This is a genomic window from Desulfofundulus sp., assembly GCF_049701015.1.
Lineage (GTDB): Bacteria > Bacillota > Desulfotomaculia > Desulfotomaculales > Desulfovirgulaceae > Desulfofundulus.
The window spans coordinates 1-25,009 of sequence record NZ_JBNATZ010000003.1; the positions used below are offsets into that span (position 1 = coordinate 1).

The window sequence follows — 25,009 nt, forward strand, 5'->3', positions numbered from 1 at the left end:
TCGCCTGCAGTGGACTTTCACCACCAAGTTAACGCCCATGCCGGGCGCACAAGTAAACAGACGCCATATCCGGCGTCTGTTTCTGTTTATTGCCTGGTACCTGATATTCTATCGAAAATACCACTTATGGCACCCATCTGCTGCTCATCTGCGTAACCTTGCAGAATAATAGCTTTGTTCGGACATTCCCCTGCACAGGTACCACACCCTTGACATTGGACTGCTTCAATTTCCGCCTTGTGAGTTTGAGGATTGATACGCGGAGCATTAAAGGGGCAGAGACGCACGCAAGTCAGACATGCCGCACACTTATCGGGGATGACAACAGCTGTTACCCCTTTTGTTTCCAGCTTGTCACGGCTCAAAATAATGGTTGCCCGTCCCGCCGCCGCCCTGGCCTGGGCAATACTTTCTTCAAGACTTTTGGGGCCGTGTGCGAGACCGCACATGTAAATGCCTTCGGCTGGAAAATCAACAGGTCTTAGTTTCATGTGCGCCTCTAAAAAGAACCCGTCTGGATTTAAGGGGAGCTTGTATAATTGTGATATCCTTTTGTTTTCTTCCTGGGCCAGGATAGCCGGCGCAAGAACAAGAAGCTCCGTGTCTATTTCCACTTCTTCCCTTATAACTGGATCTTGCAGGGTCACGCGCAATCTTGCAGTACCGTTTAACCCGACTTTCCTGACCAGTGGTTTTTGCTCAGCTGTATAACGGATGAAAATAACTCCGCGCTGGCGTGCCTGGCGATATAAATCTTCCAGGAAGCTATATGTCCTAATGTCACGATAGAGAACAAAGATTCTCAAAGCAGGGTTCAAATCTTTCAGCAACAGGGCAAGTTTCATTGTTTTTCCGCAGCAAATCCTGCTGCAGTAAGGACGTTCTTCCTCACGCGAACCAACACACTGGATAAATACAACATTTTTGAGATTACGAACTTTTTCCCGCGTTTGATCGTCTCTTAGCAACTTTTCCAGTTCAAGCTGAGTTACAACCCGCTCATCTTCCCCGTATAGATATTCAACTGGCTTATATTCATCGCCACCAGTAGCAACAATGATAACGCCGTGTTTAATCTCCCGCCCGGAACGTAAGACGCTCGTGAAATTGCCGGTATGACCCGAAACATCAACTATTTCCTCACGAAGGGACACGTTGATGAGGGGGTGATTTTGAACCTGACTAATTAACTTTTCCAAAAAGCTCGGGATGTTTTCTCCCTGGAAGCCACGCCATATATTAGCAGCCATACCACCCAGCTGCCCGCTTTTCTCTACCACCTCCACCCGGAAACCCTGGTTGGCAATTTCCAAGGCAGCGGTAAGGCCGGCTACTCCACCTCCAATGACCAGTGCCGTCTTTGTAACAGTTGTCTCGTGCTGTTTAACGGGCTTTAGCAGTGCAGCCTTGCCAACTGCGGCCTTAACCAGGTCAATTGCTTTTTCCGTAGCCTTTTCAGGTTCGTTCATGTGTACCCAGGAGCACTGGTCCCGGATGTTAGCCATTTCAAACAGATGGCGGTTCAATCCTGCTTCGCGCAGGGTCTCCTGGAAAAGAGGACGGTGCGTACGCGGGCTACAGGACGCTACCACCACGCGGTTCAAGCCCTTCTGGGCAATTATTTCTTTAATTGCTGTCTGGCTATCCTGGGAACAGGCGTACAGGTAGTCCTGTGTATGCACGACGTAAGGGAGCTCTTTAGCCGCTTCCACTACTGCCGGAACATTTACCACACTGCCGATGTTAATGCCGCAATGACAAACGAACACACCGATACGCGGTTCTTCGCCACTGACAACTTTTTCTTCAGGATAGGTTTTTTCCTCGACCAGGGTGTTGCGCGCGGGAGCAAGGAGCGTTGACACACTTGCCGCCGCAGCGCTGGCTTGCATAACTGTCTCAGGAATATCCCTGGGACCACTGAAGGCGCCAGCGACATAAATACCCGGCCTGGTGGTTACAACTCCGCTCAATTCTTCCAGTTTACAGAAACCATATGCGTTTACATCTACACCCAGGATATTACATAACTCCCGGGTGTCCACCCCGGGCTTGAGACCTGCGGAAAGCACAACCATGTCGAAATCTTCCTGGAGGATCTCCCCGTTTTCGTTGCAATATCTGATACGCAGGTTCTTCGTTTGCTGTAGCTCTTTAACCGAAGAGATCATGCAGCGGACGTAACGAACATTGTAGTCTTTTTCAGCACGTCTATAATATTTCTCGAAGTCTTTACCATAAGCACGCAGGTCGATATAAAAAATGGTTACTTCCAGCTCCGGTTCGTGTTCTTTGGCAATGATCGCTTCTTTGGTGGCATACATGCAACAAACACCGGAACAGTAACCGTTTTGCAGTGCTACATCCCGGGAACCGACACACTGGATGAAGGCGATCTTTTTCGGTTTGGCCCCATCGGAAGGCCGTTGTAGATGTCCGTGGTAAGGGCCGGAGGCACTTAACATCCGTTCAAACTGTAGACTGGTAATTACGTTGGCGTAATCACCATAGCCGAATTCCCCGCGTAGCTGTGGGTCAAACAGTTTAAACCCCGGGCAAACGACTATAGCGCCCACGGATACCTCCAGTGTCTCTTCGGACATCTCGTGGTCAATCGCCCCTGCAGGGCAGGCGTCTACACAGGCCATGCATTCCAGGCAATGTTCTTTATCGATTACGTAAGCGTTAGGAAAAGCCTGGGCATATGGTTTATAAATAGCTTTACGTACTCCTAATCCCTGATTAAATTCACTGGGCACTTCCTCAGGGCATTCCTCGGCACAAGCACCACAACCCAGGCACTTAGTCACGTCCACGTAACGGGGATATTTCTTGACAGTAACGGTAAAATTTCCGGGCACCCCGCGAAGGTCGACAACTTCTGCTTGAGTAAGAATTTCGATGTTCCTGTGCCGACCACACTCTACCAGTTTAGGAGAAAGAATACACATGGAGCAGTCGTTGGTAGGGAACGTTTTATCCAGCATGGGCATAGTTCCGCCTATAGCAGGCGACTTCTCTACGATGTAAACCTTAAAGCCCGCCTCAGCGAGATCCAGTGCCGACTGAATACCGCTGATTCCGCCGCCCAGCACCATTACAGCACCGACTGGATTATTTTTCATGATCCCTGACAAAATATTACCCTCCATATTTTAAAATTAACAATTAACTGGCCAGGTTAAGAGATTGAAGTAATGGTAATGGATTAACGAGATGCTTCTTGAACCAAATTTTCTCAACTGGAACCCCCAGGGCAATTTCGATGAGCTCTGTAAAATAGAAAGAGGGGAGATCTTGTACCTGATTCCTGCGCATCTCTATGTTAGCCTGGCACAAGGGACAACTGGTAACCAGCGCCTGCGCCCCAGCCTCCATAGCCATTTCCAGCAAGTTACCCACCAACCTGGTGGTTAACTTCTCGTTAACGACACCCTGGTGGGCACCGCAACATTCTGTCTTATAGGACCACATCTTGACCTCGGCACCGAGTTTTTTCATGAGATTATCCATAGATTGGGGGTTTTCCGGCCGGTCGAAATTGGTTACCTCGGGGGGTCTAACCAGCATGCAACCGTAGTAGCAAACTACTTTCATGCCGTTTAAGGGTTTTTTCACGCGAGCAGCGATCTTATCCAAACCGTAGATACTGACAAGGGCTTCCAGCAGGGAATATACATTAATTGTCCCGGTGTATTTAAATTCAACTGTTTCTTCCACTCTCTGGCGTATCTCCCCGTCTTCACGCAAAACCTTGTCAGCTCTCTTTAAACGGTTAAAACACGCCGAACAGGGGGCGACTATATCAGCTCCTGCTTTTTGAGCAAGAGCAATATTATGTGCGGGGAGAGCAATGGAAAGGAGCTTGTTCAAACTGTGTGCAGCACTGGAACCACAACAGCACCAATCTTCGCTCTCCACAAGCTCAATCCCCAGGTTCTGGCATACTGAACGTACCGAATGATCGTATTCTTTCGCGGTAGCCTCCAAAGAACAACCGGGATAGTAAAAGAATTTCACTTTTCCCTCTCCCTTAACCATTTTTTTCTATTTTGTCAAAGATTTTTCGTATCACCGTCTTGTTTTTAACCCCTTTACTAATTAGGGGTAGTTTTCCTTTCCGGAACATTTTCAAACCTATAGGAATGTCGGAAAACACATCACCCGTTTTCAACTTATATTTCACCATCAGCATTAATTCATGTACCCGTCCATTGCTTTTTACGGAATCCAAAAAGATTCTGTGAAAAATGGGATCCTTTTCTTGTACCCGTAAAGACTCACCTGTTACGGCCATGGTCCTTAAAACGTCCATGACCGCAGGAATATGAATACCATTGGGGCAACGTACAGAACAGGCTTCACAGCTTAAACAAAGCCAGATGGCTTTGCTCTCCAGAACACGTTCCCTCAACCCGAACCGGATCATTCTGATGACCTGATTTGGATAGTAATCACTGAGTTCAGCCATCGGGCATCCAGAGGTACATTTCTGGCACTGAAAACAAAGCTCGATAGGTTGGCCGCTTTTTTCTTGAACATACGAAAAAAAACTTTCATCTAAATCGGATAAACTTATCATCTTTTTCACCCCGACTATAATGACAAACTATTCAAATTTCACTTTATTGTAGATATAATATAATATAATTGTGCCAGTTTCAATACTGATTTTGAAAAGGTGTTTCAAACATATGACTAAGTGTTTTGTAATTAGATATCAATCAACCCCAATTTTAATATAAAATATAGACTTTGAAAATCCTAAAAAGTATTTTAATAATCACCAGGAATCCGCTTTAATTTGCTGGTTATAAGTTTGACTTTTGGCAATTTAGCGATAACTAAAACCATTTTTAGAGGAGGTACAACTTTGCAAGTAGAGCAGCTTCATGCTTTAAAGGACTGGTTTAACCAGTACGTCAAGTGTTTTTACCATGATGATCCCGACGTTCAGGCAGGAATCAGGCTCAAAGAGGAACATACCAGAAGAGTCTGCGAAAAAATTTTGCGTATCGCAGACTCTTTAAACCTGGGAACTGGAGACCTTTACCTGGCTGAAACCATCGCCCTGCTGCATGACATAGGTCGTTTCAAACAGTTCGCCCTCTATCAAACTTTTAATGACCGGCGTTCGGAAAACCATGCACTCCTGGGAATTCGCGAACTGGAACGGAGCGGAACACTTAATACCCTGACAGAAGAAGAAAGAAATTTGCTTGTGAAGGCTATTGAGTATCATAATCTTCGCACGTTGCCGCCGGACTTACCGGAGCGTCTTTCTTTGTTTAGCAAGCTGATCCGGGACGCAGATAAGCTGGATATTCTAGATATGTTTACCAGGTCTCTATCCCGCACTCATGAGCCGGGGCAGGAGCAAATCTCCGGACTCCCCGATACACCGGGATATTCAGAGGTCCTGATCCGGAATTTAATGGAAGGGGAATTATGCCATTACGACGACATGAAAAATTTAAATGACCGCAAACTGCTCATGCTTTCCTGGGTTTACGACCTCAATTTTCCCTATTCTTTCTCGGAGGTTACCAGGAACGGCTACATAGAAAAAATTGTCTCCTGCCTGCCAGAAACCGGGGATATTCAAAAGGTTTACGGCCATTTGAGGGATTACATAACCCGAAAGCTGGCCCGGTAAAACGAGCCGGATTCTTACAGGGAAAGATACGGCTCACTATGTGGACCCGATCTTTGTACGGGTCCACACTCCTTCCAATCATCCCATTTTACCAGTTACAAAACCTACTCATTGCCTGACAAGCACTTGAGAGGGTTTGGGTTAGAAAACCCTGCCGATCAAAACCGGACCCGGACTAAACCCGCCCTCCCAGTTTCCGGTATATCCTGTCCTTGTAATAGCTTACAGCAGCGTTCATGCCTCTCCTTTCCATGAGCAGGTTGAACCTTAATATTTTTTCGTTCAGTTTTCTGGTCATTTCTTCTTTCTCTTCTTCGCAGTAACAAAAATTGATCAGCTTTTTCAGGGACATGATCTCCTTGTGTAGCTCGAGCTCCGGGGGCAACACCCCGGCATTTTTCAATACCAGATAAGAGGCCCGGAGTTCCTCGGGAACGGCAGAAAGATCTTCCAGATGCAGGGGTTTTCCTTTACCAGGCAGGTTTTCGAACTCACCATTTTCCATGGCTTCCCGGATCTTGTTCTCGGCTATCATAGCCACCACGTCCATCCTTCACCCTCCCCTTACCATTATGCCAGAAACAAGATAATTTAAGGAAGCCCGTAAATTCTATTTTAGAAAGCACGCTTCTTCAACTGCCGTGCTGTATTTGGGTTGCAACAAGAATCAAGGGGTTTCACCATCAAAGGCAAAACCCCCTGGTAATTATGAAACCTGGCGGAGAGAGTGGGATTCGAACCCACGAGACCGCTTTTGGCAGCCTACTCGATTTCGAGTCGAGCGCCTTCAACCACTCGGCCATCTCTCCACAAACCTCAACCTTCTCGCTGCCTGTCTTTTTGTCTCAACTCACGGAAAAAACGCTGAATGATTGCCGCACATTCATCAGCCAGGACACCCGGGATAACCTCCACCTGGTGATTAAACCTGGGTTCCCGTACCACATCTATTATCGAATCCACCGCCCCCGCCTTCGGATCCCGCGCCCCGTAAACCAGCGTTTTCACCCTGAACTGAACCAGAGCACCGGCACACATCGGACAGGGTTCAATGGTGCTGTAAAGGATGGTGTCCAGCAGCCTCCAATCTCCCAGGTACCGGGCTGCTTCACGCATGGCCAGGATTTCTGCGTGGGCCGTACTATCTTTCAGCGTTTCCCGGAGGTTATGACCCCGGCCGATGATCCTGTCTCCCAGCACCACTACGGCACCGATGGGGACCTCACCCATTTCGTAAGCTTTTTGTGCTTCAACCAGGGCCTCCAGCATGTAGCGACAGTGATCCGTCAAACACCCCTCCTCAATCGGAGATGCCCGAACCTGCAGCCACCAGCCTGTGTTATTTTAACATAGAGGACGCACCCTTGGCAACCCACCTCACCAGGTCCCTGTCAATCACCAGACAGATACTTTTACGAAAACCGGCTGCGGCCGTATTATGATGATGCATAAACACCGTGGTATAATTAGGTGGACACCGGCACTTTATTGTACACAAGAGAAACCTGGAGGGAACTTCGTTGCCTTATACTTTCAAGGTTAAAACTCTCGGTTGCCCGGTGAACCAGTATGAAGGCCGGGCACTCGAACTGGCCATGAAAGAAGCCGGCTTTGTCCCTGCCGACGACATTGCCGATATCTACATCATCAACAGCTGCGTGGTCACCCAGTCTGCTGCCGCAGAAGCACGCCGCCTGGCCAGCCAGGCTAAAAAGGAAAATCCACGTTCCCTGGTGGTTCTGGCGGGCTGCTACCCGCAGGTGTACTGGAAGGAAATAAAAGAAAGGCTGCCTCTGGTGGACATTATCATCGGCACCACCGGCAGGTCCCGGCTCCCGGACATCATTGCCCGCCACCTGTCTGAAAATCACCGGGAGCAGGAGGTAATCATTGTGGAACACGAACCCGGTGAAGAATTTGAAGATTTTCCTCTCACCGGCAATTATGGACGCACCCGGCCGGTGCTCAAAATCCAGGAGGGCTGTGATGAATCCTGTACCTATTGCATTGTCCGCAAGGCCCGGGGGCTACCCCGCAGTCTGGCCCCGGAAAAAGTGATCGCCCGGGTCAAACATTTTCTGGATAAGGGCTGCCGGGAGATCGTCCTGGCCGGCACCCACCTGGGGACTTATGGCAAGGACTTCCCCGGGTGGAATCTGGCCCGTCTGATTAAAGAGCTGGATTCTCTAGCCTACCCCTTTCGCCTGCGCTTGAGCTACATAGAGCCGATGGATATCAGCACTGATTTTTTAGAAACCATAGCCTGGGCACAAAAAATATGCCCCTTCCTGTACCTGCCCCTGCAAAGCGGCTCGGACCGCATTCTCCGAAGGATGGGCCGCCGGTACACAAGTGCAGACTTTGCCCGGCTGGTACAACAGGCAAAAGAACTGATGCCCGGCCTTTCCATCTGGAGCGACCTGATCGTGGGCTTTCCCGGTGAAACAGAAGAAGACCACCGGCAGACCATGCGTTTGGTCGAGAGGCTGGCTTTAAGCCATGTACACGTCTTCCCCTATTCCCCCCGGCCGGGCACTGAAGCTGCGAGCTATCCCGATCAGGTTGCCCCAGACGTAAAAAAGAGAAGGGTCCGGGAACTGCGCGCACTGGATGAAGAGCTATCCCTGCGTTTTAACAGGCAGCTGGTAGGCAAAGAGGTACAGGTACTGGTGGAAAAAATAGATGAAAATCATGGGGAAGGTTTTTCAGAGCATTACGTAAAAGTACGTTTCCCGGTCCTCGATCCCGAATTGAAGAAAGGTTTCCTGGTGCCAGTAAGAATCAGGAGTGCCAGCTCATGGGGCGTGGAGGGTTATACAAGTCTGGAAGGACCCGCCGGAACCGCAACAAGAAAAGGACCGGAAGCTCATTAAGTCACTTACACCAAGACGTTGACCATACCTAAATGGCTTGATGATTTAGCCCGGGAACATAATGTGAATTTCTCTCACTTACTCCAAAATGCCCTGAAAGAGTATTTGGGCATAAAGGAAAAGCAGCCATAACAGCCAAACCCAAAGATAAAGGACAGGCATGACACCTGTCCCTTTCGCTTGTGCTGGTTGGTCTGGAGAGTGGCCTTGCTCCCAAATTGCTCCCCAAATGGCCTTTCTGCAGAATCCGTATTTATCGAAACACCCTCAAACCCTTGAGGCTCCTTTTCTATGGTGCGCCCGGAGGGACTCGAACCCCCGACACGCGGTTTAGGAAACCGCTGCTCTGTCCTCCTGAGCTACGGGCGCACATTGCAAATCGTAATAACTATTTTTGCCGGGAAAACCCCGGCAAAAACTGCACTTACTGTTTGTGTACCTTCCAGTAAGTGATGAATGCATCAGGGCTCTTTATCTGCTGATTTTAAATTCAATGGCGTGCCTGGAGGGACTCGAACCCCCAACCTTCTGATCCGTAGTCAGATGCTCTATCCAATTGAGCTACAGGCACACATAACAACATGGCCCTGAACACTGGCAAGTGTAATTGTATCAGAGGGGGAGACAAAAGTCAAGACCATACTTCCACCGGACACATGGATGGTGTGCCCGCAGGCACACCATCCATTTTGGCGGAGAGCGAGGGATTCGAACCCTCGAGACAGTTTTATAACCGTCTACTCGCTTAGCAGGCGAGCGCCTTCGACCTACTCGGCCAGCTCTCCACGAGATTTAACCATACTGGCGGAGGGAGTGGGATTCGAACCCACGGGACCGGTAACGGCCCAACGGTTTTCAAGACCGCCTCCTTAAACCACTCGGACACCCCTCCAGCTTATGCCCGGTGCAGATTAAAGTATAACACAGGAACCACCGTCTGTCAACCGCATGTCACCCGTCCGTGAGCGGGTAAAATCCGTCAGCATGAAAGAGATGTTTATCGCATCCGAAAGCAAAATGTCCCATAAATACTGAATATTGAAAGTAAAATGGAGTTACTTTGCTACAATTACTAATCATTGCTTCGAACGATTAAATTCTGGCTATTAACCACATTGACAACCACCATTTCCAGGTTTTTAAAATAAAAGTGTAATTAGCACTCACCATAAGAGAGTGCTAACAAAAACTTTGGTAGGGGAGTGATGTCCATGGCTCTTCTATCAAAGCCTTTGCCGGGCACCGCCCTTCAGGATTAAAGATTCAAGCACGGACTGTAACGCTTTGACCCTGGCAGTAATCTTGACAATGTCTTCCGCAGGAGGTGACAAGCTATGACTTTACTGCCAAAACTCTGGGAAGAGCCCTTCAGGCTGATTTCCAATATTGGAAGTCTGCTTGATAATATCGACAGTGAACTTGGCTTGTGGACCGGGTACGGCCGTACCGACATCTATGAAAAAGACGGTAAACTTTATTATGAAATTGAGCTGCCCGGTCTAAAGAAAGAGGATCTCAAAGCACGCATCGAAGACAACAGGCTGATTGTTAAAGGAGAAATCAAAAAGGATGTAACCATTGATGATGATAACTACCTGCGGATGGAAAGAAGGTACGGGCGTTTCCAGAAGAGCTTCCTCTTGCCTGAACAGGTGGGGGAGATAACCGATAAAGACCTGGAAGCCCGGTTTGAAGACGGTGTCCTCAAAATCGCCCTCCCCCTGAAAGAATCCATCCGTGGGAAAGTTATCGACATCGAAATTCAATAGCATCGAGGCTCAATAGACATGAAGTTAAGGGTGCTCCGCAAACGGGCACCCGTTTTTTTAAGCGGTGAACTTCCTCAGCATTATTACGGTTCAATCCTGGTAACCCCGCCCATGTAAGGTACCAGCACTTCCGGAATCACCACACTGCCGTCGGCCTGCTGGTAATTTTCAAGGATGGCCGCCACCGTGCGGCCCACCGCCAGCCCGGAGCCGTTGAGGGTATGCACGAACTGGGGCTTCCCCCGCCCCTCTTTAAACCGGATATTTGCCCGGCGGGCCTGGAAGTCTTCAAAGTTGCTGCAGGAGGAAATTTCCTTGTATTCCTGATAACTGGGCAGCCATACCTCCAGATCGTATGTTTTTGCGGACGCAAAGCCCAGGTCGCCGGTGCACAGGCAGACCACCCGGTAGGGGAGGCCCAAAAGCTGCAAGACCCGCTCGGCATCAGCAGTAAGTTTCTCCAGTTCAGCGTAGGAATCCTCCGGACGGGTGAACTTCACCAGCTCCACCTTGTTGAACTGGTGCTGCCGGATCAAGCCCCGTGTGTCCCGGCCCGCCGCTCCAGCTTCAGCCCGGAAACAGGCACTGTACGCGCAGTGATAAATGGGCAGGCGTTCGCCCGGAAGGATTTCATCGCGGTAAAGGTTGGTAACAGGCACCTCGGCGGTAGGGATGAGATAAAAATTTTTTCCCTCCAATTTGAACATGTCTTCAGCAAATTTGGGCAGCTGACCCGTACCTATCATGCTGTCCCCGTTGACGATAAAGGGCGGGAAAACTTCTACGTAACCGTGTTCCCTGGTATGGAGGTCCAGCATGAAGTTGATGACCGCCCGCTCCAGCCGGGCACCGATTCCTTTATAGAAGGAAAAGCGTGCGCCTGCTACTTTCGCCCCCCGTTCAAAATCAATAATGTCGAGTGCTTCGCCCAGTTCCCAGTGCGCCCTGGGGGGAAAGTCAAACTGGCGGGGTTCGCCCCAGCGGCGCACTTCCATGTTGTCCGCCGCATCCCTGCCTACCGGTACGCTTTCATGCGGAATATTAGGGATATTCAATAGCGTAACCTGAATCTGTTCTTCGAGATCCCGGATTTCCTCGTCCAGCTCTTTAATGCGCGCGGATACCTGGCGCATTTCCTGCACCATTTCTTCTGCATCTTCCCCGGCTTTTTTGCGCCGACCGATTTCCTCGGAAACCACATTGCGCTTATTTTTCAACTGCTCCACTACCACAAGCTTTTCCCGGCGCTTTTGCTCGAGTTCCAGAAAAGGCTCCAGACTCAATCCCGCGCCGCGCTTTTCGAGTGCGTCCTTGACTACTTCCGGCTTGCTACGTACAAATTTTAAATCCAGCATCAGCTTTTTACCCCCAGATTAATCTCCACTGATAGTATTTCCTTTTTTGCCTTTAAATCTCACGTGGAGCACTTTAAGGATTTTTTGGGAACAATCATAAGGCCAGCTGCTCCCCGGCCTTGAGCCACCCTCCCAGGTGGCAGGTGTCGTTAAGGACGACGACCCGCCAGCGGCCCTGGCGGCAGCCAAGGACATTGATACCCGTATTATCCAGTTTTATCTGCCAGAAGACCGCCTGGTCCAGGTTGAGGACCCGCCGCAGGATGGTACGGATGGGCGTATCGTGAGTCACGGCCAGGCTGATCTCGCCGGGGTGCGCTGCCGCCATGAACTCCAGTGCCGCCCAGGACCGCTCCTCCACCTCGGCCAGGGATTCTCCTCCAGGCATCCGCACCGTATAGGGGCAGGTGCGCCATTGCCTGACCAGTTCGGCGTAGCGCACCTCCACCTCGGAAAGCAACAGCCCTTCCCACTCGCCATGACAAATCTCTATGAGACCAGGCAAAGGGGTGACCACCAGGCCGTGCTGTGCGGCCACCATCCCGGCACATATCCGGGCCCGGGAAAGGGGGCTGGTATAAACCGCTTTGATGGGCAGCGCCGACAGGGCCCTTGCCAGTAACCTGGATTGCTCCATTCCCTCCTGGCTCAGAGGAGCATCCAGGCGGCCCTGGTAGCGGGAAATGCGGTTCCACTCCGTTACGCCGTGTCTTGCAAGGATAATATACGTTTCTTTCAAGTACCTGCCACCCCCCTGCCATAGGGCCTCAAAAAGCCGGCTTAGAGGTGCACCATTTTCACGTCAAGCACCCCGTCAATCCTGGCAATCTCGGCCAGGGTTTCCTCAGGCACAGGTGCATCCACCGAAAGCATCATCACTGCCCGGCCTCCTGTCTGTTTGCGCCCCACCTGCATGGCGGCGATGTTGATGTCATGCTCGCCGATGAGCACCCCCACGGGACCGATAATACGGGGCTTATCGATGTGAGGTACATAAAGAAGGTAGCCACTGGGGATAACATCAATACGGTAGCCGTCTATCATTACAATACGGGGGTCTTCCTTGCCAAAAAGAGTCCCGGCTACACTTTTTTCTACCTTATCCGAATAAACTTTTACGGTAATCAGGCTTGCATATCCTTCCGCTTCACCATCAACTGCCTGAAAAACCTGAATACCCCGGTTTTTCGCCAGGACAGGAGCGTTTACAAAGTTCACGGTTTGCTGCAGGATGGGGTCCAGAAGCCCCTTGACCACAGCAGTGGTAATGGGGCTCACTTCCTGTTTGGCCAGTTCCCCGCTGTAAATCACTTCTATTTTACGGATGCGCCCGGTCACCAGCTGGGCCTGTAGTTTACCCAATTTTTCCGCCAGTCCCAGGTAGGGCCTTACGGCGGAAAGCACCTGCGGGTTCATGGATGGGATGTTGACCGCATTCTTAACCAGCCTGCCCCTCAGGGCTGCTACGATCTCCTCGGCCACATCCAGGGCCACGTGAAGCTGCGCCTCCCGGGTAGATGCTCCCAGGTGCGGGGTGGCTATGAAGTTTGGCAGGGAGAACAGGGGACTATCGGTGCAGGGCTCCTTTTCAAAAACATCCAGTGCCGCCCCGGCCACCTTGCCGGAAAGCATGGCCCGGTACAGGGCCTCCTCGTCGACGATCCCGCCACGGGCGCAGTTGATGATCCGCACCCCGTCCTTCATCATGCCAAAGGCCTGCTCATCAATCATGTGGTATGACTCCCTGGTCTTCGGCAGGTGCACGGTAATGAAATCAGAACGCCGGAACAGCTCTTCCAGAGGTACAAGTTCCACGGCCAGGGACGATGCCTTCTCCTCGGTGATATAAGGGTCGTACGCTATCACGTTCATTTCCAGGGCCTGTGCCCTTTTGGCTACCGCCGAACCAATTCTTCCCAGGCCGACAATGCCCAGGGTCTTGTCCCTCAATTCCACCCCCAGAAAGGCTTTCTTGTCCCAGACCCCTTCCTTTAGCCTGGCCACGGCCTGGGGGATATTGCGGGCCAGGGCCAGCATCATGGCGATGGTATGTTCGGTGGCAGCGATAGTATTACCGTCGGGAGCGTTGACCACCAGTATACCCCGGGTGGTAGCGGCCTCCAGGTCGATGTTGTCCACCCCCACGCCTGCACGGCCGATAACCTGGAGATTCACGCCGGCCTCGATCACCCGGCGGGTAACCCTGGTGGCGCTGCGCACGATCAGAGCGTCAAACTCCGGAATGACCTCCACCAGCTCATCTTCTGTCATTTTCCGGCCTATCACTACTTCTATATCTTCTTCCCGGCGTAGCGGTACCAGCCCTTCCTCCGCCACGCCGTCCATCACCAGTACCCTGTACATTTACAGCTCCCCCCTAAGAAATACTTCCTGCGCGGCCCTGACACCCCTGCCCAGTTCCACCGGGTAACCCAGCCTGGCCAGAGCCATCTCCAGTCCGCTGACGGCAATGAGGACATCCATTTTGCCGGCGTAACCCATATGAGCAATACGGAAGATTTTCCCTTTGAGGATCCCCTGCCCCCCGGCAAAGGTGATGCCAAATTCCTGCTTCAGCACTTTCCGCAGATCGTCGGCTGGAATTCCGTCAGGACTGTAAACAGCCGTCACCGTAGGCGATGCACAGTGATCCGGTGCCAGGAGTGACAGGCCCAGTGCTTTGACAGCTTCCCTGGTGGCCCTGGAGAGCAGGAGATGACGGCGGTAAACATTTTCCAGGCCTTCGGCAAGCATCATGTCCAGGGCCGCGTCCAGCCCGAAGAACAGTGCCACATTGGGCGTGTAAGCGGTGTTCCACTTTGCCAGGGCCTTCCTGGCCGCAGGGAGGCTGAAGTAAAAGCGAGGTGAACGGTTTTCTTCAATCACCGCCCATGCCCTGGAACTCACCCCGATCATGGCCAGGCCGGGAGGCAACATCATGGCTTTTTGTGATGCGGTAATAAGAATGTCTACATGCCATTCGTCCATCTTGATTTCAATGCCACCCACACCGCTGACACCATCGACCAGCAGCAGAGCGGGTGTTTCAGCCACCAGAGCACCGATACCGGCTATGTCGTTGAGCACTCCGGTGGATGTTTCGTTCTGGGTCGCCAGGACGGCCTTATAGCCCTGGTCCCGGGCCAGCTTCTCCTTCACCACCTGAAGGTCAACAGGGTTGCCCCAGCCAAAATTCACTTCGTCCACTTCAGCTCCGTAGGCCCTGGCGATATTGGCGAACCTCTCGCCGAAGTTGCCGGTAATTAAAGCCAGAACACGGTCCCCGGGGGAAATAACGTTGGCAACGGCTGTTTCCAGCCCCCCGGTGCCGGAATTGGTCAGGATGAAAACTTCCCGGGATGTTTGAAACACCTGCTGGATTTTTTCCTGGATCCGCCGGTGCAGCGCAGCAAAATCTTCACTGCGGTGACCGATCATGGGACGGGACATGGCCGCAACTACAGACGGAGGTACAGGTGTCGGGCCCGGAATCATGAGATACTGTTTCTCCTGCATGGTCTACCTCTCCCCTTACTTGAATTTTGGCTTGAAAAATTAAACCTCCCGTCCATGCTGGTTGTAACCAGCAGGGACGAGAGGTTACTCCCGCGGTGCCACCCTACTTGACAGGCAAGATTAACCCACTTACCTGCCCTCTCGATTGTGATAACGGGAACTGCCCGTACCTGCCTACTTCTGTTTTCAGCAGGTCCCCTTCGGGGAGCTCTTTCACCGGACACCTTACCGGTTCGCAGCAACCACCGGCTCTCTGTAAAGGCCCTTCCGGCTACTCTACCCCTGCATCGGGTTTTTATATTTTGGACCTGTTTAAAATAATACTAAGTAGAATAATACTACAGGCTGCGTTTTTTGGCAACCCCTAAATATCAGCTTTTCTCAAGCAGTTAGCAGCACTCCAGGAACAGACGGTGCAGGCGGCTATCATCGGTCAGTTCGGGGTGAAAAGCACAGGCCAGAAACTGACCCTGCCGGGCCAGCACAATTTTATCACCGTACCTGGCCAGCACTTCAACCCCCGGACCTGTAGATACAATATAGGGGGCGCGGATAAAAACCGCCCGCAGTGGCTTTTCACCCAGGACGGGCACTCCCAGATCCACCTCAAAGCTTTCTACCTGCCGGCCGAAGGCATTTCTTTCCACGACCATATCCATCAAGCCCAGCCGGGGCTGTACGGAACCAATAATCTCCCGGGCCATCAAAATAAGTCCCGCACAGGTGCCGAAAACAGGCATCCCCTCCAGCGCTCTCTGGCGAATTGGTTCAAATAAATGGTAGTCGTTAAGCAGCTTGCCCATGGTGGTACTCTCCCCACCGGGGATGATCAGACCATTTATACCCTCCAGCTGCTCCGGTTTGCGCACCTGACGGGACTCCACCCCCAGGGAGGCAAGCATTTCCTGGTGCTCCCGGAAGGCTCCTTGAAGGGCCAGTACTCCGATTAACATGATGAATATACTTCCTTCCCGTATGCTTAGTTACCAGCCGCGGTCCTGCATTCTGTGCTCGGGAGCAATGGTGGCAATCTCCAGTCCGGGCATGGCTTCACCCAGATCTTTGGATACCTCGGCCAGGACCTGCGGGTCATTGTAATGGGTGGTAGCTGCCACGATAGCCCGGGCACGGGCCGACGGGTTCTTGGATTTGAAAATGCCCGACCCCACAAATATGCCGTCGGCACCCAGCTGCATCATCAGGGCCGCGTCCGCCGGAGTTGCGATACCGCCGGCAGCAAAATTCACTACGGGCAGACGGCCCTGCTCGGCCACCTGGAGCAACAACTCGTACGGCGCCCCCATCTCCTTGGCCAGAGCCATCAGTTCCTCCCGGGGCATGTTCTGCACCCGGCGTATCTCGGACATCATGATACGCATGTGGCGGACAGCCTCAACAACATTGCCGGTACCCGGTTCCCCTTTGGTACGGATCATCGCGGCACCTTCAGCAATGCGCCGGAGGGCTTCACCCAGATTACGGGCACCACAGACAAAAGGCACCTTAAACTTATGCTTGTCAATGTGATGCTGTTCGTCAGCCGGAGTAAGCACTTCACTTTCATCTATGTAATCCACACCCAATTGTTCCAGAATCTGAGCCTCTACAAAATGACCGATGCGCACCTTCGCCATGACCGGAATGGTTACAGCATCCATAATGCGCAGAATAACCGAGGGGTCGGCCATACGTGCCACTCCACCGGCTGCGCGGATGTCTGCGGGCACCCGCTCCAGTGCCATTACAGCGCAAGCACCGGCTTCCTCGGCAATTTTAGCCTGCTCCGGTGTGGTTACGTCCATAATCACGCCGCCTTTGAGCATCTCCGCCAGACCTTTTTTCACGGTCCACGTTCCCTTTTCCGCCACTTCCACTTCCCCCAATCGCCACTTTTCAATTTTGTACTCCATTATTTTAACTGACTTTTGTTGTAAAAACAAGTACAACAGGGGTAGTGGAAAGATTTCAGAGCCACCTTACCGGAAAAGGGTTGCTCCGTGCCGCCCCGCACTGGCAAGCAAGAGATTTCCGGAGGCAGACTTGCGAAACCTGAGCAAATGGCGGTCCGGTGCATAGTTCAGGAGACGTTCCTCTTACCCCTTTCACTTGGTTACCTCAATGTTTAATTCCTTCAATTTTTTCCATAATGTAGTGCGGCTGATGCCAAGCACCTTTGCCATTTCATTCCTGCTCCCCCGGATCAATTTACTCGCCTGGGTCAGGATCTGTTTTTCCATATAAGGCAAGCTCCCCAGCTCGATGGTCAACTGGTTCCCATTATTCCTGGCCACCTCACCGGCAGCTCCGCTTGTCAGTTTCTGTAATAACTTATAGAAGGTGACATGGGTATTAATATTCTCTTCTCCCAGGGCAACGTATCTTTCCACGAACCCTTCCAGCTCTCTTACGTTACCGGGCCACATATAATTTTTCAATGCTTCCAGTAAATCGTCGTTAATGTTGAACGACTTCATACTGTCCGGGCCGCCCAGACGTTCCAGGAAGTACCTGAAAAGCTCGGGCACATCTTCCAGTCTTTCACGCAGAGGTGGGACATGAAGATTCAGCACATTTAGCCTGAAATACAGATCCGCCCGGAAGCGTCCTTCGTTTATGGCCGCAGTAAGATCCTGATTCGTTGCGCTGATCACCCTCACATCTACTGGCATAACTTTTTGCCCGCCTACCGGCATGACCACTTTCTCCTGCAGCACACGTAAAAGCTTGGCCTGCAGGTTAAGGCTCAATTCCCCTATCTCGTCCAGGAAAATAGTCCCACCGTGGGCCAGGGTGAACAGACCCTGCTTACCTCCTTTGCGTGCTCCTGTAAAGGCCCCTTCATCGTACCCGAATAATTCGCTTTCCAGCAGGTTTTCCGGCAACGCAGCACAGTTCACCGCCACAAAGGGACCTTCCCGGCGGTTACTTTCATTGTGCATGCTCTGGGCAAACAATTCTTTGCCGGTACCACTTTCTCCGGTAATTAAGACGGCCGCATCCGAGCGGGCATATTGCCTGGCTTCCCGGATAGTTTCCTGAATCATGATGCTCCGGCCTATTATATCACTGAACCTGAATTTCGCAACCAGCCCCTTGTTATTCAATTCCTGCCTGATTTTGGCCTCCATGCGACGTATTTTCTCCGCAGCCTGGAAGGTTACTATTACACCCTGGTGGTTTCGGCCGAGCATTACGTTAACACGACTCACCACCAGGGGCAGATCCCCCAAATACAAAATCTGTCCGGTGACGTCCTTCCCATCGCCGTACAACGCCCGGAAAGTAGCATTAATCCGGCAGACTTCCACTACAGGTCTGCCAATTACATCGGCAGCCCTCATGCCGGTAGTCTTTTCTGCCACCGGGTTGAAAATGGTCACCTCACCCTTTTCTGCCGCCAGTACACCGTCGTAAGCATTATTTAATATGGTCTGCAATGACCTGCACAGACGCAGGTCTCTCAGACGGACCCGCAATATATCACAAGCTTTTTTCATTGCATCGTAGATAAACTCCCGGCTGTTGTGTACCAGCACAGATCTGAAACCACGTTCACCGGTTTTTTTGAACGCAAAGACCCCCGTACAGACCACTACGTCTATCTTTTGCCGGGAAACCTGCTGGAGAATTTCGTCCAGCTGCTCTTCATCCCGGTACAGGAACGTTTTAAATTCCGCTCCCACAATCCCGGCAATCCTGTCGTAATCAAACCTTTGCGGCAGGCGCTCATAATCAAGCAGGGCGATTTCCGTACCCACAGACTTCGCCCGGCATATCGCTTCGGCTATATCAAAGCTGGTTATTTCCACCGCCACAACAGGTATTGTTACATGCTTCTTTAAGGTAGCGGCAGTTTCCCCTCTGGCTATTACAATTTCTACCTTACCCTTTCTTTCCCATTCCTGCACTATATCAACAGCTTTACCCAGCAGGCCATGCCGGATGATAACATCCAGCTTCATTTCCCTGGCCAGCTGTTTGGCCACATCGCTGAACTCCGGGTAGGGAGAAATTATACCGATCTTCTGCCCGCTCATACGAATTCTTCCCTTAACAAAAGTCCATGTACGGTATCTTTTGGCAAAATTCTTTATGATTGGGGGAAAGGCTCGTGTCTCATTTCGCCTTCAGGCAGCCAATCCCCTGCCGATGACCTCTTCTCATCCCCGGGGAATTCTATTTATGGCAGGCAAAAGCAAATCTTATGCCATAGATTTATAATTATTGGAACAGGTCGTAAATCAGTCGGAATTCTCAGCTATATTAAAGCAGTCTGAATAGTCAGGTACATAAAATAGGGGCGGGATGTTCCAAATTGAAACCAGCCAGGTTAACCAGCGAAACATCCGGTGCGTCCCCTCTCACCCCTCAGCTACTTGAAACCCGACATCAAAGTACATTCGTCACCACACGCGATAAAAAGGGGCTGCAAACCCCTTTTAATCCCGCTGCCCAGAATCAATTATCCGCTACAGAACAGGAATATTTCACCTTGAAACCGTCTTCAAGTCTTTCAAATATTCCTGTTCATCCCTTTATAAAGGGAAACGAAACGGCAGCCCTTATTACCAGCCGGGTCCTGTTCCAGTTCAATCTCCACCTCCATGCCCAGTTCCTCAAAGAGGGTGGAAAGCATGGTCAGGCAAAGCTCCCGGCAGGACGGGTCACTTTCGTACCTTTCCTGCAAGGCCCGGCGCAACGTGCATTCGCTCACCGTGAAAACAAATCGGGCCGGATTGGCTTCGTTGATCTTCCACTTATCTTCCGGCCGTGTCGCCAGCATGCAGATCTCCAGGTAGCGCTGCGGCAGACATGGGAAGTAGATACCCGTCCTGGCCGCTACGGCTTCCATTACTTCTGCGGTCCGGTCCTTATATTTATTACCCATTTCGATTGCCTTCTTCATCAAGTCCCGTGCGTAAGACCGCAGTAACTGGATATCAGGAGCAGCTTTTTTACTTTCGCTTTCTCCCTTCAGTTGTCCAACCAGGCTATCAAGCCACCTCTGCACAGCAAATTCCTGCAAGCCCGATATAATCTCATCCGCCAGGTCGTAATCATACTCGGGGTAAACCCTGGCCATCAATCGCACACCTCCCCGCCATCTGTTATTTCTCTGTAAGTAACCGTGATGGCACCAGCCGGGCACCTCCGGACACATTCACGGCAACCGGTACAGGCCGGCCAGTAAGGAGCAGTTATAACATATTCCTGCTCCGGTGTTTCCCGGAATTTATACACTCTACCCGGCCTGGCCTTAAAAACTGCCTGCGGGCAATACTTGAGGCAGGCGGCGCAATCCAGTGGTGAAGCACATTTCTCCCTGTCAATGCTGATGACCGGTATAATCACGCACCAATCCCTCCCTACCACACGCTGGCCGTAACAGGTGATGTATTGCGGTCGACCAGAGTAATGGCGTTGTTCTTGCAAGTTGTCTGGCAGAGGCCGCAGCCGAAACATTTTAACGCATCTATGGTAGCCCTGGAACGGGATACTTCTATTTTTACGGCTCCAAACTGGCAACGCTCTACACAGCGGCCGCAACCCGAACACAAGTCCTGGTTCACCACAGCATAGTGCTCCCCTTTGCGCAGGACGTGAATGTCGAAATCCAGGCGGTTCCTTATCCCGAGACAGACCGGGTATTCACAATTGCATATACCACCAATGTACGGGGTGCCAAAAGTCCAGAAAGTATGCACCATGCCCTTTTTGTTGATCTCAGCCAGCCACTCCTTGGCTTCCTGAGGAGTTACAAATTCCACACCGCCCCGGTAAGTTTCCGGCCAGCGCTCCCACTTAAACATCCCTACGCCCAGGCCCATACAGTAAAAGTTGTCCTTATCCTTCAAGCCCCGCACCTGCCGCCGGCAGGCACAGGTCATTTTGGCAATGGGGTAGGCGATGTCCATGATGGCCTGGACCTCCTGCAGCGTAACCACCTGGCCAAAATGGACCGCCAGGCTTAACTGTTCAGCTCTCTTCTTCAACATGGGGAAGTTTGCGGGATTCAAGGCTCTGGCCTCAATCGCTTCCCGGATCAAATCCTCGGCCATGGTCTGCGGATTGGCTTCCGCACCCTTGCGCTGCACTTCTTTCTTACGCAGTTTGTACATTTTCTGTGCATAGTTATTGGTATTGAAGTACCACTTGCCACCGTCACCGTGCTGCACACAAGTTTGGCACACAGATAACACCCCCAGAGTTTTTTAAAAATACAGTCAGGTCTAATGCAAGATCACGGCCAGAGCGGTTCGCTATCTTCTCCCTGCAAAGGGACAGGTGGCAGCATTATTGCTTGTTACATGGGGGGCAATTTCCCTTATTTCGCAAATTACAAGAATTTACTGGCACATCGGTTCATTTTTAAAACAAGATGCGTTAAGATTTTGAACAAAGAGGGGTGTTCCACGTGAAACTTGAATGCTTTTTGTACGATGTCAGGGATTCTATCCTGGTACTCACCATGAACCGCCCGGAGGTGCGAAACGCCTGGAACCGGCAGATGCATACGGAATATCTGGAGATTTTAAAAAGAGTTAACAATGACGACTCCATCAGGGTTGTCATATTAACCGGGGCTCCACCTGCATTCAGCTCGGGTACTGACTTAAAATCCTTCAGTAAAGGTGTATCCAGCTTTGAGTCCTCCCTCAACGAAGGCGGGGCGAGTCAACAGATCACCCTGATGCGGGAGTTCAAGAAACCGATCATCGCCGCCATTAACGGGGCAGCTGTAGGCATGGGCATAACCATTACGCTTTTGTGTGACATCCGTATTGCTGCGGAAAGTGCCACAATGTGCTTCCGGTTTACGCACCTGGGGTTGGTGCCAGAGTTCGCCAGCCCCTATATGCTACCAAGGATTATCGGGCTGGGCCGTGCCATGGAACTTTGTCTTACCGCCCGTACCATCAAGGCACGTGAGGCGCTGGAAATGGGCCTGGTTAGCCGGGTCGTTCCTGATGATGAGCTGATGCCTGCAGCCATGGAAATCGCCAGAAACCTGGCCTCAAAAAAAGAACATGCCGTTAGAATGACCAGGGAAATGCTTTACCGCCACCTGGACACCGATTTTTACACCGCCGTACAACATGACGCAAGAGATTTTATGGAAGCTGTCCGGAAAACCTTTGGTGGGGAATAAGTGCTGCGGGAGTAAACAGTACGTGTAACCAGGGTTTTATAAGATTTAAGATTTTTAATCACAAAAAAACGGGAGGTATTTGGTTTATGAAAACCAGAATAACTGAACTTTTGGGCATCAAGTATCCAATTATCCAGGGTGGAATGCAGTGGCTGTCACGGGCGGAACTTGCGGCCGCCGTTTCCAATGCCGGGGGCCTGGGCGTAATAACGGCCGCCACGCACGAGACCAAGCAGGACCTGGTAAGAGAAATTCGTAAAACCAGGGAACTGACTGATAAACCGTTTGGTGTGAACATTTCGATGCTGCCCGAAGTAGGCCCCAAAGATAAAACCCCCGCGTACATCGAGGCGGTAATTGAAGAAAAGGTACCGGTAGTGGAAACTTCGGGACGGAGTCCCGAGGAATTTGTCCCCTTCTTGAAACAGGCGGGGATCAAGCTCCTCCATAAGGTACCTGCGGTCCGTTTCGCTCAAAAGGCTGAGCGGATAGGAGCGGATGCGGTGATTATCGTTGGATTTGAGTGCGGGGGCCACCCGGGTATGGACGATGTAACTACTTTAATACTGGTACCTAAAGCCGTGGACAGCGTATCTATCCCTGTTATTGCCGGGGGCGGCATAGCAGACGCACGGGGTTTTGTAGCAGCACTGGCCCTGGGTGCCGAAGGCGTAGTGATGGGGACCAGGTTTATAGCCACAAAAGAATGCCCGGCTCACCCGAAATTCAAGGAATGGATGGTTCAGGCCCGGGAAACGGATACCACGATAATTCAGCGCTCTATCCGGAACGCTGCCCGGGTAATCAAGAACTCCGCCGCGGAAAAAGTGCTGGAAATGGAAACGCGCGGTGCCAGCCTGGAGGAATTGTTAACTGTGATCAGCGGCAGGGTGGGCCGCCGCGCACTGTTTGAAGGGGACATCGAAGGAGGCACCTTTGCCATGGGCCAGTGCGTTGGCCTTATTAACGAAATAAAAACAGTAAAGGAGGTCATAGAAGAAATAGTCGGTAGTGCCGAAGCGGTACTCACACGCCTTCAAAAAATATGGGCCTGAGAGCTGATGCCCTGGTCCTGCTGCTGTCAGGACCAGGGCATTTACTATAAATCGGTACTGGAATGCTATTTAATACCGGCTCTTTTAGAAAAAGGCGAGAGATTTATTGTAATTTCCCCTCCTGATAGAGCTGTCTTAAAACCCGTTTAGAAAATTTACCAACGCTGGTCTTGGGGATCTCATCAATAAAAACAATGTCGTCGGGCAACCACCAGCGGGCGACTTTCCCCTGCAAAAATTCCTTCAACTCTTCCTTGCTCACTTTGCCCCTGGCTTCCGGTTTCAGCACCACGCACGCCAGCGGCCTTTCCTGCCATTTTTCATGGGGTATGGCGATTACAGCCGCCTCCGCCACGGCAGGGTGCCCCATCAGGTGGTTCTCCAGGTCCACCGAGGAGATCCACTCGCCGCCGCTCTTAATTAAATCTTTGGTCCGGTCGACTACCTGTACGTAACCCTCTTCATCAACGGTAACGATGTCGCCCGTCCTGAACCAGCCGTCCACGAACGCTTCCCTGGTCTTTTCAGGATCCTTGTAGTACTCCTTTATTACCCAGGGACCTTTTAAGAGCAGTTCCCCCATTTCCTTTCCATCATGCTTGACCTCTTCGCCTTTCTCATTGACCACCCTCATTTCCAGCCCGGGCATCAACAGGCCGGTTTTCGTCCTCAGAATGTATTTGTCCGGTTCAGGCAGATTTTCCAAATAGCTCTTGGGGAAGCACAGCAGCGTTACAGGTGTGGTTTCCGTCTGCCCGTAACCCTGATAAAGGGTGATCCCCAGTTTCTTTTCATAATCTTCTGTAAGCTTGGCCGGCATAGGAGCTCCGCCTGAAATAAAACATCTCACACAGCTGAAATCATACTTGCCCGGGTTCTCCAGCACGTGATTCAGAATACCCATCCAGATGGTCGGTACACCCGCACTGTAGGTAACTCTTTCCTGATGAATTAATTCGCAGAAATCTTTGGGAGTCGGTCTGCTCCCCGGCAAGACCTGTTTGGCCCCCACCAGCGTATCCGCAAACGGCCTGCACCAGGCGTTAACGTGAAACATGGGCACAATGGGCATACAAACGTCCCTTTCACGTGCCGCGTATTCACCCACTAAAATAGACAGAGTGTGGACATAAAGGCCCCGGTGGGTATAAACGACACCTTTCGGGAAGCCAGTGGTCGCGGTGGTATAAGCCATGATGGCGGGAGACCATTCATCCAGGTAAGGGAAGTCATATTCGTCAGGCTCGTTTTTGATCAATTCTTCATAGGAATATACCGGGTACAGGGTGGTCCGGGGCAACACTGCTTTATCGGTCATAATCACATAGGCTTGAACAGTATGGAGTTCCCCCTGGATGTCTTCAATCACAGGGACAAGATCTTCATCGATAAACATAACTTTATTTTCGGCAAAATTGATGCAGTGAATAAGGTGATCCCGGAACAAACGAATGTTTACGGTATTCAACACAGCGCCATAACAGGGCACGGCAAAATACAACTCCAGGTGACGGTGGTTGTTCCAGGCAAAAGAAGCGACCCTGTCTCCTTGCTGAATGCCCATTTTTTTCAAGACATGCGCCAGTTTACAAACCCTTTTATACATATCGCCATAGGTATACCTGAATATCCCTG

The 25,009-nt window shown here is 51.3% G+C and carries 21 protein-coding genes, 5 tRNA genes and 1 other annotated feature; of the genes, 5 read left to right on the forward strand and 21 right to left on the reverse strand.

All coding sequences use genetic code 11. The annotated features are described in order from the left end of the window. Positions 1-86 precede the first annotated feature (86 nt). From ACPLUI_RS00445 to ACPLUI_RS00455, 3 genes are read right to left on the reverse strand one after another with little or no spacing between them, the layout of a single operon-like run. Positions 87-3,125 (reverse strand): FAD-dependent oxidoreductase, encoded by a 3,039-nt coding sequence (locus ACPLUI_RS00445; RefSeq protein WP_424658327.1) that lies wholly within the window; start codon positions 3,123-3,125, stop codon positions 87-89. A gap of 43 nt (positions 3,126-3,168) precedes the next feature. Further along, a complete protein-coding gene (locus ACPLUI_RS00450; protein ID WP_424658302.1) occupies positions 3,169-4,020 on the reverse strand; it encodes a CoB--CoM heterodisulfide reductase iron-sulfur subunit B family protein in 852 nt (283 codons plus the stop codon). A 13-nt stretch (positions 4,021-4,033) separates the two neighbouring features. After that, entirely contained in the window at positions 4,034-4,582 is a 549-nt protein-coding gene (locus ACPLUI_RS00455) for a 4Fe-4S dicluster domain-containing protein (RefSeq protein WP_424658303.1), read from the reverse strand. 291 nt (positions 4,583-4,873) lie between these two features. On the opposite strand from ACPLUI_RS00455, the gene ACPLUI_RS00460 reads away from it, so the two are divergent. Then, on the forward strand, positions 4,874-5,656 hold the full coding sequence (locus tag ACPLUI_RS00460; RefSeq protein WP_424658304.1) for an HD domain-containing protein: 783 nt from the start codon (positions 4,874-4,876) through the stop codon (positions 5,654-5,656). 175 nt (positions 5,657-5,831) lie between these two features. Here the strand turns inward: ACPLUI_RS00460 and ACPLUI_RS00465 are convergent, their stop codons facing one another. The 3 genes from ACPLUI_RS00465 to tadA form a co-directional block, all read right to left on the reverse strand. After that, positions 5,832-6,206, reverse strand: coding sequence for a DUF1992 domain-containing protein (locus ACPLUI_RS00465; protein WP_424658305.1), 375 nt, complete (start codon positions 6,204-6,206; stop codon positions 5,832-5,834). A gap of 166 nt (positions 6,207-6,372) precedes the next feature. After that, positions 6,373-6,465, reverse strand: a tRNA-Ser gene (locus ACPLUI_RS00470). Between the two features lie 7 nt (positions 6,466-6,472). Next, positions 6,473-6,946 carry a tRNA adenosine(34) deaminase TadA gene (tadA, locus tag ACPLUI_RS00475; protein ID WP_424658306.1) on the reverse strand — a complete coding sequence of 158 codons (474 nt, stop codon included), beginning with the start codon at positions 6,944-6,946 and terminating at the stop codon, positions 6,473-6,475. A 230-nt stretch (positions 6,947-7,176) separates the two neighbouring features. Here tadA and mtaB point away from each other — a divergent pair, with 230 nt between their 5' ends. Continuing rightward, the gene (gene mtaB / locus ACPLUI_RS00480) at positions 7,177-8,529 is read left to right on the forward strand and encodes a tRNA (N(6)-L-threonylcarbamoyladenosine(37)-C(2))-methylthiotransferase MtaB (RefSeq protein WP_424658307.1); all 1,353 of its coding nucleotides are present in this window, start codon (positions 7,177-7,179) and stop codon (positions 8,527-8,529) included. A 292-nt stretch (positions 8,530-8,821) separates the two neighbouring features. On the opposite strand, the gene ACPLUI_RS00485 is transcribed toward mtaB, so the two are convergent. The 4 genes from ACPLUI_RS00485 to ACPLUI_RS00500 all read right to left on the reverse strand — a co-directional run bounded on the left by ACPLUI_RS00485 (position 8,822) and on the right by ACPLUI_RS00500 (position 9,421). Beyond that, positions 8,822-8,898: transfer RNA gene (locus ACPLUI_RS00485), tRNA-Arg, on the reverse strand. Positions 8,899-9,023: 125 nt separating this feature from the next. Next, a tRNA-Arg gene (locus ACPLUI_RS00490) sits at positions 9,024-9,100 on the reverse strand. 119 nt (positions 9,101-9,219) lie between these two features. Further along, a tRNA-Ser gene (locus ACPLUI_RS00495) sits at positions 9,220-9,314 on the reverse strand. A 17-nt stretch (positions 9,315-9,331) separates the two neighbouring features. After that, positions 9,332-9,421 (reverse strand) — tRNA-Ser (locus tag ACPLUI_RS00500). A gap of 442 nt (positions 9,422-9,863) precedes the next feature. Here ACPLUI_RS00500 and ACPLUI_RS00505 point away from each other — a divergent pair. After that, positions 9,864-10,298 carry an Hsp20/alpha crystallin family protein gene (locus tag ACPLUI_RS00505; RefSeq protein ID WP_424658308.1) on the forward strand — a complete coding sequence of 145 codons (435 nt, stop codon included), beginning with the start codon at positions 9,864-9,866 and terminating at the stop codon, positions 10,296-10,298. A gap of 83 nt (positions 10,299-10,381) precedes the next feature. Here the strand turns inward: ACPLUI_RS00505 and serS are convergent, their stop codons facing one another. From serS to ACPLUI_RS00555, 10 genes are all read right to left on the reverse strand, one after another. Then, positions 10,382-11,653: a serine--tRNA ligase gene (serS, locus tag ACPLUI_RS00510; protein WP_424658309.1), complete on the reverse strand. Its 1,272-nt coding sequence runs from the start codon at positions 11,651-11,653 to the stop codon at positions 10,382-10,384. 94 nt (positions 11,654-11,747) lie between these two features. Then, complete coding sequence (locus tag ACPLUI_RS00515) at positions 11,748-12,392, reverse strand: histidine phosphatase family protein (protein WP_424658310.1); 645 nt, start codon at positions 12,390-12,392, stop codon at positions 11,748-11,750. A gap of 41 nt (positions 12,393-12,433) precedes the next feature. Further along, complete coding sequence (gene serA / locus ACPLUI_RS00520; protein WP_424658311.1) at positions 12,434-14,017, reverse strand: phosphoglycerate dehydrogenase; 1,584 nt, start codon at positions 14,015-14,017, stop codon at positions 12,434-12,436. After that, the gene (locus ACPLUI_RS00525) at positions 14,018-15,169 is read right to left on the reverse strand and encodes a pyridoxal-phosphate-dependent aminotransferase family protein (protein WP_424658312.1); all 1,152 of its coding nucleotides are present in this window, start codon (positions 15,167-15,169) and stop codon (positions 14,018-14,020) included. A gap of 69 nt (positions 15,170-15,238) precedes the next feature. After that, positions 15,239-15,466, reverse strand: a binding site (T-box leader). A 92-nt stretch (positions 15,467-15,558) separates the two neighbouring features. Further along, positions 15,559-16,122, reverse strand: a complete 564-nt coding sequence (pdxT, locus tag ACPLUI_RS00530; protein WP_424658313.1) for a pyridoxal 5'-phosphate synthase glutaminase subunit PdxT — start codon at positions 16,120-16,122, stop codon at positions 15,559-15,561. 30 nt (positions 16,123-16,152) lie between these two features. After that, positions 16,153-17,037, reverse strand: a complete 885-nt coding sequence (gene pdxS, locus ACPLUI_RS00535) for a pyridoxal 5'-phosphate synthase lyase subunit PdxS (RefSeq protein ID WP_424658328.1) — start codon at positions 17,035-17,037, stop codon at positions 16,153-16,155. Between the two features lie 234 nt (positions 17,038-17,271). Then, positions 17,272-19,206 (reverse strand): sigma 54-interacting transcriptional regulator, encoded by a 1,935-nt coding sequence (locus ACPLUI_RS00540; protein ID WP_424658314.1) that lies wholly within the window; start codon positions 19,204-19,206, stop codon positions 17,272-17,274. Between the two features lie 476 nt (positions 19,207-19,682). Beyond that, positions 19,683-20,252: a hypothetical protein gene (locus ACPLUI_RS00545; protein ID WP_424658315.1), complete on the reverse strand. Its 570-nt coding sequence runs from the start codon at positions 20,250-20,252 to the stop codon at positions 19,683-19,685. Beyond that, positions 20,252-20,521 carry a 4Fe-4S dicluster domain-containing protein gene (locus ACPLUI_RS00550; protein WP_424658316.1) on the reverse strand — a complete coding sequence of 90 codons (270 nt, stop codon included), beginning with the start codon at positions 20,519-20,521 and terminating at the stop codon, positions 20,252-20,254. The genes ACPLUI_RS00545 and ACPLUI_RS00550 overlap by 1 nt, the downstream gene beginning before the upstream one ends. A gap of 14 nt (positions 20,522-20,535) precedes the next feature. After that, positions 20,536-21,288 (reverse strand): ATP-binding protein, encoded by a 753-nt coding sequence (locus tag ACPLUI_RS00555; RefSeq protein WP_424658317.1) that lies wholly within the window; start codon positions 21,286-21,288, stop codon positions 20,536-20,538. Positions 21,289-21,584: 296 nt separating this feature from the next. Here ACPLUI_RS00555 and ACPLUI_RS00560 point away from each other — a divergent pair, with 296 nt between their 5' ends. Together ACPLUI_RS00560 and ACPLUI_RS00565 are read left to right on the forward strand one after the other, a co-directional pair. Then, a complete protein-coding gene (locus ACPLUI_RS00560; RefSeq protein WP_424658318.1) occupies positions 21,585-22,319 on the forward strand; it encodes an enoyl-CoA hydratase/isomerase family protein in 735 nt (244 codons plus the stop codon). 86 nt (positions 22,320-22,405) lie between these two features. After that, positions 22,406-23,374: an NAD(P)H-dependent flavin oxidoreductase gene (locus ACPLUI_RS00565; protein WP_424658319.1), complete on the forward strand. Its 969-nt coding sequence runs from the start codon at positions 22,406-22,408 to the stop codon at positions 23,372-23,374. Between the two features lie 103 nt (positions 23,375-23,477). Here the strand turns inward: ACPLUI_RS00565 and ACPLUI_RS00570 are convergent. Continuing rightward, the coding region (locus ACPLUI_RS00570) for a long-chain fatty acid--CoA ligase (RefSeq protein ID WP_424658320.1) at positions 23,478-25,009 on the reverse strand (1,532 nt) is incomplete at its 5' end.

Bases quoted from the DNA above. Each gene is read 5' to 3' on its own strand.
- ACPLUI_RS00465 (WP_424658305.1), bottom strand. From the start codon at position 6,206: ATGGACGTGGTGGCTATGATAGCCGAGAACAAGATCCGGGAAGCCATG.
- ACPLUI_RS00445 (WP_424658327.1), bottom strand. From the start codon at position 3,125: ATGAAAAATAATCCAGTCGGTGCTGTAATGGTGCTGGGCGGCGGAATC.
- ACPLUI_RS00455 (WP_424658303.1), bottom strand. From the start codon at position 4,582: ATGATAAGTTTATCCGATTTAGATGAAAGTTTTTTTTCGTATGTTCAA.
- pdxT (WP_424658313.1), bottom strand. From the start codon at position 16,122: ATGTTAATCGGAGTACTGGCCCTTCAAGGAGCCTTCCGGGAGCACCAG.
- serS (WP_424658309.1), bottom strand. From the start codon at position 11,653: ATGCTGGATTTAAAATTTGTACGTAGCAAGCCGGAAGTAGTCAAGGAC.
- ACPLUI_RS00540 (WP_424658314.1), bottom strand. From the start codon at position 19,206: ATGAGCGGGCAGAAGATCGGTATAATTTCTCCCTACCCGGAGTTCAGC.
- ACPLUI_RS00545 (WP_424658315.1), bottom strand. From the start codon at position 20,252: ATGGCCAGGGTTTACCCCGAGTATGATTACGACCTGGCGGATGAGATT.
- ACPLUI_RS00525 (WP_424658312.1), bottom strand. From the start codon at position 15,169: ATGCAGGAGAAACAGTATCTCATGATTCCGGGCCCGACACCTGTACCT.
- ACPLUI_RS00555 (WP_424658317.1), bottom strand. From the start codon at position 21,288: ATGTACAAACTGCGTAAGAAAGAAGTGCAGCGCAAGGGTGCGGAAGCC.
- ACPLUI_RS00505 (WP_424658308.1), top strand. From the start codon at position 9,864: ATGACTTTACTGCCAAAACTCTGGGAAGAGCCCTTCAGGCTGATTTCC.
- ACPLUI_RS00565 (WP_424658319.1), top strand. From the start codon at position 22,406: ATGAAAACCAGAATAACTGAACTTTTGGGCATCAAGTATCCAATTATC.
- serA (WP_424658311.1), bottom strand. From the start codon at position 14,017: ATGTACAGGGTACTGGTGATGGACGGCGTGGCGGAGGAAGGGCTGGTA.